This is a genomic window from Streptomyces sp. PA03-6a, assembly GCF_033792765.1.
In the GTDB taxonomy this organism is placed as follows: domain Bacteria; phylum Actinomycetota; class Actinomycetes; order Streptomycetales; family Streptomycetaceae; genus Actinacidiphila.
On sequence record NZ_JARAVK010000070.1, the window covers coordinates 23,396 to 39,903 of the forward strand.

The 16,508-nt window shown below is 72.0% G+C and carries 13 protein-coding genes; 7 read left to right on the top strand and 6 right to left on the bottom strand.

Annotation, left to right across the window (positions count from 1 at the left end):
• Positions 1–40 precede the first annotated feature (40 nt).
• Entirely contained in the window at positions 41–1,477 is a 1,437-nt protein-coding gene (locus PV350_RS18665; RefSeq protein ID WP_500334938.1) for an ATP-binding protein, read from the top strand.
• 15 nt (positions 1,478–1,492) lie between these two features.
• On the opposite strand, the gene PV350_RS18670 is transcribed toward PV350_RS18665, so the two are convergent.
• The gene (locus tag PV350_RS18670) at positions 1,493–1,891 is read right to left on the bottom strand and encodes a RidA family protein (protein WP_500334940.1); all 399 of its coding nucleotides are present in this window, start codon (positions 1,889–1,891) and stop codon (positions 1,493–1,495) included.
• Positions 1,892–2,090: 199 nt separating this feature from the next.
• Here PV350_RS18670 and PV350_RS18675 point away from each other — a divergent pair, with 199 nt between their 5' ends.
• Positions 2,091–2,357, top strand: a complete 267-nt coding sequence (locus tag PV350_RS18675) for a GlsB/YeaQ/YmgE family stress response membrane protein (RefSeq protein WP_499511838.1) — start codon at positions 2,091–2,093, stop codon at positions 2,355–2,357.
• Here PV350_RS18675 and PV350_RS18680 read toward each other — a convergent pair.
• Together PV350_RS18680 and PV350_RS18685 are read right to left on the bottom strand one after the other, a co-directional pair.
• Positions 2,320–3,756 carry a hypothetical protein gene (locus PV350_RS18680; protein WP_500334942.1) on the bottom strand — a complete coding sequence of 479 codons (1,437 nt, stop codon included), beginning with the start codon at positions 3,754–3,756 and terminating at the stop codon, positions 2,320–2,322. The two genes, PV350_RS18675 and PV350_RS18680, sit on opposite strands and share 38 nt — an antisense overlap.
• Positions 3,757–3,759: 3 nt before the next feature.
• Positions 3,760–4,005 carry a hypothetical protein gene (locus PV350_RS18685; protein ID WP_499511836.1) on the bottom strand — a complete coding sequence of 82 codons (246 nt, stop codon included), beginning with the start codon at positions 4,003–4,005 and terminating at the stop codon, positions 3,760–3,762.
• A 40-nt stretch (positions 4,006–4,045) separates the two neighbouring features.
• Between PV350_RS18685 and holA the strand changes: the two genes are divergently transcribed.
• Entirely contained in the window at positions 4,046–5,029 is a 984-nt protein-coding gene (gene holA, locus PV350_RS18690; RefSeq protein WP_499511835.1) for a DNA polymerase III subunit delta, read from the top strand.
• A 181-nt stretch (positions 5,030–5,210) separates the two neighbouring features.
• On the opposite strand, the gene rpsT is transcribed toward holA, so the two are convergent.
• The gene (rpsT, locus tag PV350_RS18695; protein ID WP_018556617.1) at positions 5,211–5,477 is read right to left on the bottom strand and encodes a 30S ribosomal protein S20; all 267 of its coding nucleotides are present in this window, start codon (positions 5,475–5,477) and stop codon (positions 5,211–5,213) included.
• Positions 5,478–5,714: 237 nt separating this feature from the next.
• On the opposite strand from rpsT, the gene lepA reads away from it, so the two are divergent.
• The 3 genes from lepA (at position 5,715) to PV350_RS18710 (ending at position 10,151) form a co-directional block, all read left to right on the top strand.
• Positions 5,715–7,580: a translation elongation factor 4 gene (lepA, locus tag PV350_RS18700; RefSeq protein ID WP_500334943.1), complete on the top strand. Its 1,866-nt coding sequence runs from the start codon at positions 5,715–5,717 to the stop codon at positions 7,578–7,580.
• Positions 7,581–7,781: 201 nt separating this feature from the next.
• Positions 7,782–8,039 carry a hypothetical protein gene (locus tag PV350_RS18705; protein WP_361797151.1) on the top strand — a complete coding sequence of 86 codons (258 nt, stop codon included), beginning with the start codon at positions 7,782–7,784 and terminating at the stop codon, positions 8,037–8,039.
• Positions 8,040–8,273: 234 nt separating this feature from the next.
• Positions 8,274–10,151: an AMP-dependent synthetase/ligase gene (locus tag PV350_RS18710; RefSeq protein WP_499511833.1), complete on the top strand. Its 1,878-nt coding sequence runs from the start codon at positions 8,274–8,276 to the stop codon at positions 10,149–10,151.
• Positions 10,152–10,156: 5 nt separating this feature from the next.
• Here PV350_RS18710 and PV350_RS18715 read toward each other — a convergent pair whose 3' ends face one another.
• Positions 10,157–10,696, bottom strand: a complete 540-nt coding sequence (locus tag PV350_RS18715) for a response regulator (protein WP_500334946.1) — start codon at positions 10,694–10,696, stop codon at positions 10,157–10,159.
• A 56-nt stretch (positions 10,697–10,752) separates the two neighbouring features.
• Positions 10,753–14,814, bottom strand: a complete 4,062-nt coding sequence (locus PV350_RS18720) for a HAMP domain-containing protein (RefSeq protein WP_500334947.1) — start codon at positions 14,812–14,814, stop codon at positions 10,753–10,755.
• 239 nt (positions 14,815–15,053) lie between these two features.
• Here PV350_RS18720 and PV350_RS18725 point away from each other — a divergent pair.
• A partial coding sequence (locus PV350_RS18725; protein WP_500334945.1) for a SpoIIE family protein phosphatase occupies positions 15,054–16,508 on the top strand: 1,455 nt, incomplete at its 3' end.

Consider the following 16,508-nt stretch of genomic DNA (forward strand, 5'->3'; position numbering starts at 1 on the left):
TTCCAGTCACCTTCCCAGCCAGCCACGGGGGCCGACGCCGATGGAGTTCACGGGCCGCACAGCCGACCTCGAGCACCTCACCGACCTGCTGCGCCGGGTCACCGACGGCACGGCCGCCACCCGCGGCCAAGCCGTGATCGTGACGGGCCGGCGCCGGGTCGGGAAGTCCCGCCTGGTCCAGGAGTTCTGCGACCGCTCCGGGGTGCCGTACGTCGTCTTCCAGGCCACCCGTGGGCGGAACCCCGCGGCGGAACGGGCGGACTTCGCCACGGCCCTCGCCCACTCCGGCCTGCCCGGCGCCGACCTCGTCGCCGGCCTCCAGACCGGCGACTGGAACCAGGCGCTGCGCTCGCTCGCCCTCGCCGTCCCCGACAGCACACCGAGCATCGCCGTGATCGACGAGGTGCCCTGGCTGGTGGAGCAGGACCCCGAGTTCGAGGGCGCCCTGCAGACCGTCTGGGACCGCCACCTGTCCGCCAAGCCCGTCCTGCTGGTGCTGGTCGGCAGCGACATGTCGGTGATGGAGGCGCTCCAGACCTACGGCCGCCCCTTCTACGGCCGCGGCACCAAGATGACCGTCCGCCCGCTCCACCTCGCCGACGTGCAGTCCATGACCGGTCTCGGCGCCGCCGACGCGGTGGACGCCCTCCTGATCACCGGCGGCTTCCCGGAGATCGTCCAGTCGTGGCGGCCCGGCACCTCCCGCACCGCGTTCCTGCGCGAGGCCTTCTCCACCCCGCTCTCCCCGCTCCTCGTCGCGGGGGAGCTCTCCCTGCTCGGCGAGTTCCCCGAGGCCTCCCACTCCCGTGCCGTCCTGGAGGCCGTCGGCAGCGGCGAACGCACCTTCTCCTCCATCGCGGCCCGCACCGGGGGCGCCCACCCGCTCCCCTCGGGCACCCTGTCACCCCTGCTCGGCACCCTCCTGACCAAGCGCGTGCTCGCCGCCGACCTCCCCCTGTCGGCCAAGGCCGACACCAAGAACAAGCGCTACCGCATCGCCGACCCCTACCTGCGCTTCTGGCTCGCCTTCGTGGACCGCGCCCTCCCCCTGATCGAACGCGGCCGGGGCGACCTCGCCCTGGAACGCTTCGAGCGGTCCTGGTCCACCTGGCGCGGCCGCGCGGTCGAGCCCGTCGTCCGCGCGTCCCTGCTCAGGCTGCTCCCCGACGAGGCCTGGCCCCGCACCGAGGCCGTCGGCGGCTGGTGGAACCGCCAGAACAACCCCGAGGTCGACCTCGTCGGCGCCGACCGCGAACCGGTGGCCACGCAGGTCCACTTCGTGGGCTCCGTCAAGTGGTTCGACACCCATCCCTTCGGCCGCCACGAATACGAAGCCCTCGTCCGCGACGTGACCGCCGTCCCCGGTGCGACGCCCGCCACCCCGCTCGTCGCCGTCTCGCGCTGCGGCGTCGCTCCCGGCCTCCCCCTGGCCGCCCACTGGGGCCCCGAGGACCTGGTCCGCGCCTGGCGCGGCTGAACCGTCCGCCGCGGCTCAGGGCACCACCGCCGTCGCCGTGACCTCCACCAGCTGGCCGGCGTACCCGAGGCAGCCGACCCCGAGCAGCGTCGACGTGTGGGGCCCCTCGCCCAGCCCCGAGGCCCGGACGACCTCCCAGACCCGCGACAGTTCGGCGGGTTCGGTGCCCACGACGTACACGGTGGAGGCGACCACGTGCTCCAGGCCGCTGCCCACGGCCCGCAGCGCCTCGTCGAGATTGGCGACGACCTGGCGCGCCTGGGCGACGGGATCGCCGGGCCCCACCAGGGCGCCCTCCGGGTCGAGCGGTACGGAACCCGCCATGAAGGCGAGCTTCTGTCCGGCCTCGACGACCGCGGCGTGCGCGTAACCGGGCGGCGGGAACAAGGTCGGGACGATCGTGCGGTGCACCACGGGACCTCCTGGTCGGGAGGCTGACCCGGCGATCCTGCAGAACCGCGGGCACGGACGTCACCCGGTTTTCCCGCACCCCGTGCCACCCGCCCGCCGCCGGGCTGAGAGTTCCCTGAGAAGTGCAACCGCCGTGTCACGGCTTGCCCATGGCTCCGTCCCGGCGCGCATGAAGGGGCGGGGGCCGTGGCAGGTTGACGGCATGACCATCATCGGCTGGATCGTACTGGGCCTGATCGCGGGCGCCATCGCGAAGATACTGCTGCCCGGGAAGGACCCGGGCGGACTGGTCGGGACGACGCTGATCGGCATCGCGGGCGCGGTGGTGGGCGGCTGGATCTCGGCGAAGTTCCTCGACCACCCCATCACCAAGGACTTCTACGACCTGCCCACGTGGGGTGCGGCCATAGGCGGCGCGCTCGCCCTCCTGATCATCTACCGCATCCTGTTCGGGGACTCCCGCCGCTGACCGCGGGCGCGGGGAGCAGCTGCACGTCCTCCCGGCGCACCGACAGGGCCTGCGAACGGCGCGGGTCCCACAGCCAGATCCAGTCCCCGGAGGCGCCGAAGGACAGGACGGCGTGGTCGTCCGGCACCGGGCCGTTCTCCACGGGGACGGGGCCCTCGCCGACGGGCACCACGCACATCAAGGTGCCGTGCAGCCCGAAGTACCTCGCCGGGACGTGCCCCCGTCCGGCGGCGGACGCCGCGTCGCGGGCGGCCCGGTCCGCGTCGTGGGCGCCGGCGGCGAGCGTGGTGGCCGCGAAGGCCGCCGACAGCAGCACGGTCACGGTGACCAGGGCGAGGCGGTTGTCGCCCTTGGCGATGTGCACGTGCCGCAGCCAGCCCGCGACCGCCGTGAAGAACAGCACGAACCCCAGGGCGAGGCCCAGCGGTTCGGCGGCTGCCGCGTACGGCCACAGGTCCCCGGCGGAGCGGACCGAGCCGGACGGGATGCCGAACCGGTCGAGGTAGAACGCCTGCATCAGCCGCCCGAGCCAGGTCACCAGCGACCACCCGACGGGCAGGGCGAGCGGCACCAGCCAGACCGCGTTCCGTGAGAACCACGAGTCGCGCAGGGCGAAGTGGACTCCCGGCGCGCACAGGAGGGCCACCGCCGCCAGGGGCCACCACAGGGGTTCCGCGTCCGCCCCGGAGGCCGCCCAGCCCAGCAGCGCCGCCGCGGCGGCGGCGCCGGCCACGCCGGGCAGCGTCCGCACCCGCAGCGCGGCACGGTGCGTCCCGGTGGCCGCCGGGACGTCCGTCTCGGGCGGTGCGGGCCGCAGTTCGTGGGCGTCCGGCGTGAACGCGGCTCCGCCGAGGGGACGTTCCGAAAGCTCCCGCTCGACGGCCTCCCGGGTGAGCCCGGACGGCAGCCGCAGCAGCCGGTGCGCGCCACGCCCGCCGCACGCGGCCCACCACCGTGCGAGCCGGTCGCGCCCTTCGCCGCCCGCGCCGGGACGGCGGATCACGCGGTACTCGGTCCGCGGGTCGTCCGGCCGCAGCAGCAGCGCCGCGTCCCGGACCCACAGGCCGAGCTGATGGGTCCTCGCCAGGCGTTCCACGGCCCCGCACGCCGCCTTCTCGGCCCGCCAGCGGGAGCCGTTCAGCCGTACCTCGACGACGAGCGCGACGCGGCTGCCGCCCGCGGTGGCGGGGGCGTCCTCACGGCCTGCGCGGCGCACCGCCCAGCCCCGCGCCTCCATCAGTCCCTGGGCGAGGGCGAGCTCGTCGGGCTCGTCGACGGCCTCGACCAGGAGACGTACGCGCTGGTTGAACGGGACCGCGGGGAGCGCCCCGGCCACCCCGGGGCGCTCCGCCCCCGGCTCCTGCGAGCGGCGGCGCTGGGCGGGAACGCGCAGCGGCACGGCCTAGTCCTCCTCCAGCCAGCCCTCGAACTCCTCCGCCAGTTCGTTCAGCGCGGCGGGGTCGAGTTCCTCGTCCTCGTCGTTGATGAGCAGGAGCCACTGGGCGTCCTCGGCGTCGTCCTCGCCGGCGAGGGCGTCACGCAGGAGCTGGGGGCGGGCGGGCAGGTCGAAGCGCTCGGTGGCTTCGTCGGCGGCCTCCTCCGCGGCATCGCGGTCGGGGAGGACGAGCACATGTCTGACGTCGGTCACCGGGACATTGTGTCGGACCCGCGTGGGATGCTGGACGGCGATGGCCAGGAACAGTACGACAGACAGCCCGCTCGCCCCGGTGACGATCGCGGTGGGGCAGGAGGACCTGCTCCTCGACCGCGCGGTACGGGAGGTCGTGCTGGCGGCGCGGGCCGCCGACGCCGACACCGATGTGCGCGACCTCACCCCGGACGCGCTCCAGCCGGGCACGCTGGCGGAGCTCACCAGCCCCTCGCTCTTCGCCGAGCGCAAGGTCGTGGTCGTACGGAACGCGCACGACCTGTCCGCGGACACCATCAAGGACGTCAAGGCCTATCTGGACGCCCCCGCCGAGGAGATCACGCTCGTCCTGCTGCACGCGGGCGGCGCCAAGGGCAAGGGTCTGCTCGACGCGGCCCGCAAGGCCGGGGCGCGCGAGGTGGCCTGTCCGAAGATGACCAAGCCGGCCGACCGGCTGGCCTTCGTCCGGCAGGAGTTCCGCGCGCTGGGGCGGTCCGCGACCCCCGAGGCCTGCCAGGCCCTGGTGGACGCCATCGGCAGCGACCTGCGGGAGTTGGCGAGCGCCTGCGCCCAGCTCGCCGCCGACGTGGAGGGCGCGATCGACGCGGCCGTGGTCGCCCGCTACTACACGGGCCGGGCCGAGGCCACCGGCTTCGAGGTCGCCGACCTCGCGGTGACCGGCCGCGCCGCCGAGGCACTGGAGCGGCTGCGCTGGGCGATAGCGGTCGGCCAGCCGCTGCCCGGCATCACGTTCGCGCTCGCCTCGGGCGTCCGGGCCATCGGCAAGCTCGCCTCCGCCCCGCGCGGGGCGCGCCCCGCGGACCTGGCGCGGGAGCTGGGCATGCCGCCGTGGAAGATCGACCGCGTCCGGCAGCAGATGCGCGGCTGGTCGGGGGACGGTGTCTCCGCCGCCCTGCGCGCGGTCGCCGAGGCCGACGCCGCGGTCAAGGGCGGCGGCGCGGACCCGGCCTACGCCCTGGAGAAGGCGGTCGTCGCCGTGGCCCGGGCCGCGCGGGCCCGCTGAGGGCCGCGGGCGGAGCCGGACATGCCGAAGGGCCCCGTACCGGGAGGTACGGGGCCCTTCGGGGGCCGCACCCGCGTGGCGAACGCAGGCCGCGTGCGGCCGGGACATCAAGGGTGCCGGTGGAGGAGCGGGTGAGAGGGACCGCTGTGTCCGTCACCGACGGGTACTGCTGCGGGAAGGCTCAGCCCTGGAGGCCGGCCACCTTGAGAGCCAGCGCCGACTTCTTGTTGGCGGCCTGGTTCTTGTGGATGACGCCCTTGCTCACGGCCTTGTCGAGCTTCTTGGAGGCGAGGCGCGCGGCCTCGGTCGCCTTCTCGACGTCGCCGGTGGCCACGGCCTCACGGGTGCGACGGATGGCGGTCTTGAGCTCGGACTTGACGGCCTTGTTGCGCAGGCGCGCCTTCTCGTTGGTCTTGTTGCGCTTGATCTGGGACTTGATGTTCGCCACGAAAGAGCCTTTTCAGGTTTGGTCTGATGGGGTCCGCGCCTCGGGTAAGAGGGCACGAGGCGCGACTGCCCAGGTTAGCAGTCGGCCGCCGCGCCGCCCAAACCGGTGGCCCGTGGCGGGTCCCGCGGCTCCTCCCGCACCGCCCGGCACGGCCGTGGGCCCCGGCCATGGGACTATGGGAGCCATACGTATCGATCCGACCAGAGGCGACAGGCGCCTCAAGAGACAGGACCCTGCGTGCCCGCGACCCCTTCGAACGTGCCGGAGCCGAGCCGTACCGACCCGGCGCTGATCCGCAATTTCTGCATCATCGCGCACATCGACCACGGCAAGTCGACCCTTGCCGACCGGATGCTCCAGCTGACCGGTGTGGTGGATCAGCGGCAGATGCGCGCCCAATACCTCGACCGCATGGACATCGAGCGCGAGCGCGGCATCACGATCAAGTCCCAGGCGGTCCGTCTGCCCTGGGCGCCCACCGCGGGCGCCGATGAGGGGAAGACCCACATCCTGAACATGATCGACACCCCGGGGCACGTGGACTTCACCTATGAGGTCTCCCGGTCGCTCGCGGCCTGTGAGGGCACCATCCTGCTGGTCGACGCCGCCCAGGGCATCGAGGCGCAGACGCTGGCCAACCTGTACCTCGCGATGGAGAACGACCTCACCATCGTCCCGGTGCTGAACAAGATCGACCTGCCGGCCGCGCAGCCCGAGAAGTTCGCCGAGGAGCTGGCCAACCTCATCGGCTGCGACCCCTCCGACGTGCTGCGGGTCTCCGCCAAGACCGGACTGGGCGTCGAGGCGCTGCTGGACCGCGTCGTGGAGACCGTCCCGGCCCCGGTCGGCGTCGCCGACGCGCCCGCCCGCGCGATGATCTTCGACTCCGTGTACGACTCCTACCGCGGCGTCGTCACCTACGTCCGGGTTGTCGACGGCCAGCTCAGCAAGCGCGAGCGCATCAGGATGATGTCCACCGGCGTGACCCACGAGCTGCTGGAGATCGGCACCAACTCGCCCGAGATGCTGTCGGCCGACGGCCTCGGCGTCGGTGAGGTGGGCTACCTGATCACGGGTGTGAAGGACGTCCGCCAGTCCAAGGTGGGTGACACGATCACCCAGCAGTCCAAGGGCGCCACCGAGGCGCTGGGCGGTTACAAGGACCCCAAGCCCATGGTGTTCTCCGGCCTGTACCCGCTGGACGGCTCCGACTACCCGGAGCTGCGCGACGCGCTGGACAAGCTGCAGCTCAACGACGCCGCGCTGGTCTACGAGCCGGAGACCTCCGCGGCCCTCGGCTTCGGTTTCCGCGTGGGCTTCCTCGGCCTGCTGCACCTCGACGTGATCCGCGAGCGCCTGGAGCGCGAGTTCGGGCTCGACCTGATCGCCACCGCGCCCAACGTGGTCTACCGGGTGGTGATGGAGGACGGCGCCGAACACGTCGTCACCAACCCCAGCGAGTTCCCCGAGGGCAAGATCTCCGAGGTGTACGAGCCGGTGGTGCGGGCCACGATCCTGGCGCCCACGGAGTTCATCGGCGCGATCATGGAGCTCTGCCAGACCCGGCGCGGCTCGCTGCTCGGCATGGACTACCTCTCCGAGGACCGGGTGGAGATCCGCTACACCCTCCCGCTCGCCGAGATCGTCTTCGACTTCTTCGACCAGTTGAAGTCCAAGACCCGCGGCTATGCCTCGCTGGACTACGAGCCCACCGGCGAGCAGACCTCCAGCCTGGTCAAGGTCGACATCCTGCTGCACGGCGACAAGGTGGACGCCTTCTCGGCGATCACGCACAAGGACGCGGCGTACGCGTACGGGGTGCGCCTGGTCGCCAAGCTGCGCGAGCTCATCCCGCGGCAGGCCTTCGAGGTGCCCATCCAGGCCGCCATCGGCTCCCGGGTCATCGCCCGCGAGACCATCCGCGCCATCCGCAAGGACGTCCTCGCCAAGTGCTACGGCGGTGACATCTCCCGTAAGCGGAAGCTGCTGGAGAAGCAGAAGGAGGGCAAGAAGCGGATGAAGATGGTCGGTTCCGTGGAGGTGCCGCAGGAGGCCTTCATCGCGGTGCTCTCCAGCGACGAGGGCGCGGCCAAGAAGAAGTAGCCGCGGCGGCTCGCCGGCGTGGTCCGACGCACCGCACAGGAAGGGCGCTTGTCCGATGACCGGGCAGGCGTCCTTTCGTATGAGCGGACCGGCATTCGGGTGATTGGCAAAAACCCCGGGCCGCGCGGTTTCTGGCGGGGATCGAGGACGTTACTCATCGTGACAGCGGCGAAAGGCGTCGCTGCGGAAGGGGAATGTGAAGTGAAGTACTCGAAGGCCGCGGCCGTCGTCGCCGGTTCCGTGATCGCGCTGGGCGCCGCCGGTGCCGCCGCGTCCCCCGCCTTCGCCGGGGAGGCCCTCCCGCTCGGCAACGGGCCGATGAAGATCCTGGACGCCAAGGACGAGGTCGCCAAGACCGGTCTGAAGGCGGTCACGGGCAAGACGAACGAGCTGCTCGGCGGTGCCGGCAAGACGGGGGGCACCAAGGGCATGATCGGCGGTCTGCCCATCGGCGGCTGAGCGCCGTACTCCCCGCGGTGCCGCCGACGGGTGGCCGGAGCGGCGGCCGGAAGGCGGGCTCCCCGGATTCCGGGCGGGCCCGCCATTATGTGTACGTACCATGTATCCGGTCGTCACGGTTGCATCGCGGTGGCCGCGGCCCCTTACCAAGCGGGCGCCGATTCCCTACTCTGATCACCACTCGTTAGTTACTCACGAGTCACCCAGCAAAGAGGCGGGCCCCCGGAGGTTGTCGTGACCGACACGCAGACTTTGATCGAGAACCGGCCGCCCTCCGTGGCGAACCTGTTCCTGGAGCGCGTCGAGGCGACGCCCGATGCCGAGGCGTACCGCTTCCCGGTGCCGTCGGCCGACGGCGGTCCGGAAGAATGGAGGTCGCTCACCTGGAAGCAGGCCGCGGACCGGGTCCATGCCATCGCCGCGGGCCTGATGGACCTGGGGGTGCGCCCCGAGGAGCGGGTGGCCATCGCCTCCGCCACCCGGGTCGAGTGGATCCTGGCGGACCTCGGCGTGCTCTGCGCCGGCGCCGCGACCACCACCGTCTACCCGAGCACCAACGCCGACGAGACGGCCTTCATCCTGGCCGACTCCGGCAGCCGGGTGCTGATCGCCGAGAACGCCGTGCAGCTGGCCAAGGCCGTCGAGCGCCGCGCCGAGCTGCCCGAACTGGCCCACGTCGTGGTCGTGGACGCCGAGGGCGCCGACCTCGGGGAGGACGGGTGGGCGCTCTCGCTGGCCCAGCTGGAGCAGCGCGGCAAGGTCTACCTGGAGAAGAACCCCGAGGCCGTCCGCAAGACCGTGGGCGACATCACCAAGGACCAGCTGGCCACCCTCATCTACACCTCCGGCACGACCGGCCGCCCCAAGGGCGTACGGCTGCCGCACGACTGCTGGGCGTACATGGCCCGCGCGATCCAGGCGAACGGCCTGCTGGAGGCGGACGACGTCCAGTACCTCTGGCTGCCGCTGGCGCACGTCTTCGGCAAGGTGCTCACCGCCGGGCACATCACCATCGGTCACGTGACCGCGGTCGACGGCCGCGTGGACAAGATCATCGAGAACCTGCCGGTCGTGCAGCCCACCTACATGGCCGCCGTCCCGCGCATCTTCGAGAAGGTCTACAACGGCGTCGCCGCCAAGGCCCGCGCAGGCGGCGCGGCGAAGTACCGGATCTTCAAGTGGGCCGTCGAGGTCGCCCGCGAGTACGCCAAGGTCACCCAGGACAACCGCCGCCGCACCGGCAACGCCGGCGCCCCCTTCGGGCTCTCCGCCAAGCACGCCGTCGCCGACCGCCTGGTGTACGCCAAGCTCCGCGACGCCTTCGGCGGCAAGCTGCGCGCCTGCGTCTCCGGCTCCGCCGCCCTGTCCCCGGAGATCGGCTACTTCTTCTCCGGCGCCGGCATCCACATCCTGGAGGGCTACGGCCTGACCGAGTCCAGTGCCGCCAGCTTCGTCAACCCCGGCGAGGCCTACCGGACCGGCACCGTCGGCAAGCCGCTGCCCGGCACCGAGGTCCGCATCGCGGAGGACGGCGAGATCCTGCTGCGCGGCCCCGGCATCATGCAGGGCTACCACGGGCTGCCCGAGAAGACGGCCGAAGTGCTGGAGTCGGACGGCTGGTTCCACACCGGTGACATCGGGGAGCTCTCCGCGGACGGCTACCTCACCATCACCGACCGCAAGAAGGACATCATCAAGAACTCCAACGGCAAGTACATCGCGCCGGCCGCGGTCGAGGGCCAGTTCAAGGCCGCCTGTCCGTTCATCAGCAACGTTCTGGTGATCGGCGCCGACCGCAACTTCTGCACCGCCCTGTTCGCCCTAGACGAGCCCACGATCCTCGGCTGGGCGAAGGAGAACGGCCTGGAGGGCAGGCCCTACGCGGAGGTCGTCGGCTCGGAGCAGGTGCGGGTCCTGATGGACGGCTACGTGCAGCGGGTCAACGCGGACCTGCAGCGCTGGCAGCAGATCAAGACCTTTCGCGTGCTGCCGCGCGACCTGGACGTCGAGCACGGTGACCTCACGCCGAGCCTGAAGCTCAAGCGGCCGGTCGTGGAGCGGGAGTTCAAGGACCTGATCGAGGACATGTACGCCGGCACGCGGGAGGACTGAGCGTCTCAGTCACCCACCCGGGGGCCCGGCAGGTCCACGTCGCGCAGCGCGTGTTCCAGCCGGGCCACGCGGCGGGCGAGCGCGGTGACGTCCGGACGGCCGTCGGCGGCGAGCTGCCGCTCGACGGCCGCGAGGCGCTGCTCGATCGCCTCCAGCCGGTCCCGGTCGCGCTCCAGAAGGCCCCGCAACTGGCGGGTCTTGTGGTGCAGTTCCAGGAAGACGGTCACCTTGGCGCGCAGCACCCAGGGGTCGAAGGGCTTGGTGAGGTAGTCCGCCGCGCCGGTGGCGTAGCCGCGGAAGGCGAAGGTGGTGTCCAGGACGTTCCCGGTCAGGAAGATGATCGGGATGTCCTTGGTCTGGTCGAGGCGCTTGATGTTCGCGGCGGTCTCGAAGCCGTCCATGCCTGGCATCAGGACGTCGAGCAGCACCACCGCGAACTCCTGGCGCAGCAGCGCCTTCATCGCCTCCTCCCCGGAACGGGCGCGCACCAGCGGCTGGTCGAGCGTGCCGAGGATGGCCTCCAGGGCGATCAGGTTGTCCTCCATGTCGTCGACGAGGAGGATGCCGGCCTTCCCCGTGACCGTGGCGGTGCCGCCCGGGGTCACGAGGTGGGCCTCGCGGGGCCGTCGGGGCCGCCGGGGCAGGACCGTTCGCCCTCCCGGCCCGCGTCGGGGTCGAGCAGCAGGTGCGCCGCGTGCAGCAACCGGTCCACGTCCACCGGTTTGGGCACGTAGTCGTTGGCGCCGCAGGCGATCGAGCGCTCCCGGTCGCCCGGCATCGCCTTCGCCGTGAGGGCGATGATCGGCAGCTCGGCGAAGCGCGGGGTGCGGCGGATGGCCTCGATCGTCTCGTACCCGTCCATCTCGGGCATCATGATGTCCATCAGCACGAGGGCGACGTCGGGGTTCCGCTCCAGGGTCTCGATGCCCTCGCGGCCGTTCTCCGCGTACAGGACGGGCATCCCGATCCGGCCCAGGACGTGGGTGAGGGCGAAGACGTTGCGGATGTCGTCGTCGACGATGAGCACGCGGTTGCCGGCCAGGACCCGGCCGGTGCGGCCGTCCCGCCACTCGTCGATCCGGTTCGAGGTGGGCCAGGTGTCCCCCGGCGCGACCGGGCCGGACGTCCGGCGCTCGGCGTCGTACGCCGCCGCCACGGGCACCGGGCCGCCTCCGGCCTCCGCTCCGCCGCCCGCGGGGCCGTGCTGCGGCTCGGGCTCGCCGGCGCCGCCGTGGCCCGCGTACACCGCCGGGACGTACAGCGTGAAGGTGCTGCCCCGGCCGGGCTCGCTCTCCGCGACGATGCGGCCGCCGAGCAGCCCGGCGATCTCCCGGCTGATGGACAGGCCCAGGCCGGTGCCGCCGTACTTGCGGTTGGTGGTGCCGTCGGCCTGCTGGAAGGCCTCGAAGATCACCGGGAGTTTCTCGCCGGGGATGCCGATGCCGGTGTCCCGCACGGCGAAGGCGATCAGGTCGTCGGCGCCCTCGCAGCGCGCCACCCGCAGTTCCACCCGGCCCTGGGAGGTGAACTTGATCGCGTTGGAGAGCAGGTTGCGCAGCACCTGCTGCAGCCGCTGCTCGTCCGAGAACATCTCGCGGGGCACGTCCTCGCTCACGGCGACGTCGAAGGTGAGCCCGCGGTCGAGGGTGACCGGGCGGAAGGTGGCGTGCACGTAGTCCAGCAGCTTGATCAGCGGCAGCTTCTTGGGACGGACGTCCATGCGGCCCGCCTCGATCTTCGACAGGTCCAGGATGTCGTTGATCAGCTGCAGCAGGTCCGAGCCGGAGCGGTGGATCGTGGTGGCGAAGTGCACCTCCTGCTCCGACAGATGACCGTCCGGGTTGTCCGCGAGCAGCCGGGCCAGGATCAGCAGCGAGTTGAGCGGGGTGCGCAGCTCGTGCGACATGTTGGCCAGGAACTCCGACTTGTACTGCGAGGAGGTGGCCAGCAGGGCCGCCTTCTCCTCCAGTTCGGCGTTGGAGCGCTGCAGCTCGGCCTGCTGCCGCTGGAGTTCGTCCGACCGCTCCTGCAACTGCTGGGCGAGCCGCTGGGACTCCGACAGCAGCGACTCCGTGCGGGAGTTGGCGATGATGGTGTTGATCGCCACGCCGATGGTGCTGACGAACTGGTCGAAGAAGGCCAGGTGGACGTCGGAGAAGCGGGAGAAGGAGGCCAGTTCGATGACGCCGAGCAGTTCGTCCTCGAAGAGGATGGGGATGATCACGACACTGGTCGGGGCGGCCTCGCCGAGACCCGAGGTGATGGTGATGTAGTCGGGTGGCGCCTCCTCCACGAGGATGCGTTTCTTCTCCAGCGCCGCCTGCCGCACCAGCCCGTGTCCGGGCATGCCGGGGGTGTCCACCGTGGCGCCCTGCGCCGAGCCGTACCCGGCGATGAAGGCCAGCCCGCGGGGGGCCCGGGGCTGGGCGGTGCCGCTCCGGCCGGCGTCGGTCTGGGCCAGGAAGAACGCCCCGTACTGGGCGTTCACCAGCGGGGTCAGCTCGCGCAGGATGAGGTCGGCGACCTCCATCAGGTCGCGGTGGCCCTGCATCAGGCCGGCCAGGCGGGCCAGGTTGGACTCCAGCCAGTCCTTGGCGCGGGTGGTCTCGCGGAGGTTGGCCACCATCAGGTTGACGTTGTTCTTCAGCTCGGCGACCTCGCCCTGCGCCTCGACCGCGATGCTGCGCGACATGTCGCCCTGGGCGACCGCGGAGGCCACCTCGGCGATGGCCCGCACCTGGGTGGTCAGGTTGGACGCCAGCTCGTTCACACCCGTCGTCAGGCGCTTCCACGTGCCGTACACGCCCTCCACCCGGGCCTGGCCGCCCAGCTGGCCCTCGCTGCCGACCTCACGGGCGACCCGGGTCACCTCGGAGGAGAAGGACGACAGCGTGTCCACCATCGTGTTGATGGTCGTCTTCAGCTCCAGGATCTCGCCGCGCGCGTCCACGTCGATCTTCTTCGACAGGTCGCCCTGGGCAACGGCGGTGGCGACCTGGGCGATGTTCCTGACCTGGGAGGTCAGGTTGTCGGCCATGAAGTTGACGTTGTCGGTGAGGTCCTTCCAGACGCCGGAGACGCCGCGGACCTGGGCGCGGCCGCCGAGCCGGCCCTCGGTGCCGACCTCGCGGGCGACCCGGGTCACCTCGTCCGCGAAGCCGCGGAGCTGGTCGACCATCGTGTTGATGGTGTCCTTGAGCTCCAGGATCTCGCCGCGGGCGTCGACCGTGATCTTCTTCGACAGGTCGCCGTTCGCCACCGACGTGGTCACCTGGGCGATGTTGCGGACCTGCGAGGTGAGGTTGGACGCCATGAAGTTGACGTTGTCGGTGAGGTCCTTCCAGACGCCGGAGACGCCGCGGACCTGGGCCTGACCGCCGAGGTTGCCCTCGGTGCCGACCTCGCGGGCGACGCGGGTCACCTCGTCGGCGAAGGCGGAGAGCTGGTCGACCATCGTGTTGATGGTCGACTTGAGCTCCAGGATCTCGCCCTTGGCCTCCACGGTGATGGTCTTGCCGAGGTCGCCCTGGGCGACGGCGGTGGCGACCTGGGCGATGTTCCTGACCTGGGAGGTCAGGTTGTCGGCCATGAAGTTGACGTTGTCGGTGAGGTCCTTCCAGACGCCCGAGACGCCGCGGACCTGGGCGCGGCCGCCCAGCTGGCCCTCGGTGCCGACCTCGCGGGCCACCCGGGTCACCTCGTCGGCGAAGGCGGAGAGCTGGCCCACCATCGTGTTGATCGTCGACTTCAGCTGCAGGATCTCGCCCTGCGCGTCGACCGTGATCTTCTGCGAGAGGTCGCCGTTGGCGACCGCCGTGGTCACCTGGGCGATGTTGCGGACCTGCGAGGTGAGGTTGGACGCCATGAAGTTGACGTTGTCGGTGAGGTCCTTCCAGACGCCGAAGACGCCGCGGACCTGGGCGCGGCCGCCCAGCCGGCCCTCGGTGCCGACCTCGCGGGCCACCCGGGTCACCTCGTCGGCGAAGGCGGAGAGCTGGTCCACCATCGTGTTGACGGTGAGCTTGAGTTCCAGCAGCTCACCCGTCGCCTCGACCGTCACCTCGCGGGTCAGGTCGCCCCGCGCCACCGCCGTCGTCACCAGCGCGATGTCGCGGACCTGGGCGGTCAGCCGGGCGGCCATCGTGTTGACCGCCTCGGTCACGTCCCGCCAACTGCCCGAGAGCCCACGCACCTTGGCCCGGCCGCCGAGCCGGCCCTCGGTGCCGACCTCGCGGGCGACCCGGGTCACCTCACCGGTGAACAGCGACAGCTGGTCCACCATGCGGTTGACCGCCCGGCCGAGCCTGCGCAGGTCCCCGCGGAGCGGCCGGCTGCCGTCGTGCAGGTCCACCCGCTGCGTCAAGTCGCCGTCCGCCACGGCGTCCAGCACCCGGGTGGCGTTGGCCGCCGGGATGACCAGCGCGTCGATCAGGGAGTTCGCCGCCTGCACGCTCATCGCCCAGGAACCCTGGCCCGGGCTGTCCGCGAGCCGCTCGTCCAGCCTGCCCCGGCGTACGACCTCCCGCTTGACCCGGCCCAGTTCGGCGGAGAAGTGCTGCTCCCGCGCGACGATCCGGTTGAACGTTCCGGCGAGTTCGGCCAGTACCCCTTCGGCACCGTCACCCAGCCGCACCCGGAAGTCGCCGTCGCACAGGGAGCGCATCGCCGTGAGCAGCGGCCGCAGTTCCGCCGTGCGTATCCACTCACCGTCCGGCGGCGGGTCGACGACACGCGGACGCGCAGGAGTCGCGGTTTTCGGGGCGGGAACAGCCGATTTAAGAGCCATGACGGCCTTCTTCGGTGACTCGGCGCTTATGAGCGCGCTCAGTCTGTCACGCTGTGCGTGCCGTTAAGGGCGCAATGCCGGATCTGCTCGGGAGCCGCACAGTGGGGCCAGATTCCATGCCACGGGAGTTCGTTTCCCGTACCAGCCTGCCCGGCAACCAGCTGGCGGCCTCCGCGGCACGGAAGTTCGTCCGCGCCGCGCTGGCCGAATGGACCACGGAGGAGCCGTGGCCGGCCGAGAGCATCGGTGACCACCTCGTGGACGACGCGGTGCTGCTCGTGAGCGAACTCGTGACGAACGCGGTCATCCACGCCGGCACCACGGTCGAGCTGCTCTGCCGGCTGGAGAGCGCGGCACCGGGCGCACGCGAGGACGGCGGCCTGGTCGTCGAGGTCTCCGACCACCACCCCGCCCGGGTCGTCCGCGACCGGGCCGAACTCGCCCGCGAGGGCCGCGACGGCGGGCGCGGCCTGCAGCTCGTCTCCGCGCTCTCCGAGGAGTGGGGCATCACCTACCGGCGCGACCTCAAGACCATCTGGTGCCGGCTGACCGCCGCCCGCGAACCCGGGGAGACGCTGCCTCCGGCGCCCGAGGCCGAGCGCGCCCTGCTGCGCGGACTGCGCGCCACCGAGATCCTCGCGCCCATGGCGCACCGCCTCCCGCGGCGGCACGACAGCGAGTGGATCAACCGCGGCTCGCTCTCCTTCCTCGCCGAGGCCTCCGACCTGCTCGCCGGGCAGCTCGACGAGGACATGGTCGCCTCCCTCGCCGGGCAGCTGCTGGTGCCCCGGCTCGCCGACTGGTGCGCCGTCTGGCTCACCGGGGACGGGCCCGAGGGCTCCGAGCCGCGCCTGGCACGCGTCTGGCACGCGGTGGAGGGCCGCATCGACGGGCTCCGCATGGTGCTGGAGAAGGAACCGCCGCCGCCCGGCTCCCGCCCCGGCGCCGTGCCCTGGCCGTGGCCCGCCGTCGCCCACGGCACGGAAGCGGTCGGCGCGGCACTCGCCTGCCCCCTGGTCACCGGCGGCCGCCGGCACGGCACGCTGCTCCTCGGGCGCACGGGGCTGATGCGCTTCCCCGACGAGGTCATCGGTCTCATCGAGGACTTTGCGCGTCGCGTCGCGCTCGCGGTGGGCACCGCCCGCCAGTACACACGGCAGGCCATGATCAGCCGGGTCCTGCAGCGCGGCCTGCTGCCCGCGGGGCTCGGCGCGGTGCCGGGCGTCGACACGGCCGTCGTCTACGAGCCCACGCGTGCCGACGTCGTCGGCGGCGACTTCTACGACCTCTTCCCCGCGGGCGGCGGCCGCTGGTGCTTCGCCCTCGGCGACGTCCAGGGCCACGGCCCGGAGGCCGCGGCGGTCACCGGCCTCGCCCGGCCCGTCATGCGGCTCCTCGCGCGCGAGGGGTACGGCGTCGCGGAGGTCCTCGACCGGCTCAACCGCGCCCTGTCGGACGAGGCCGCGGCAGCCACGCTCGGCGACGCGCTCGGGCCGGGGTGGGACGCGGGGCCGCGCTTCCTGTCCCTGCTGTACGGGGAGATCGTCCCGGAGGCGCCGGATGGGCCGCAG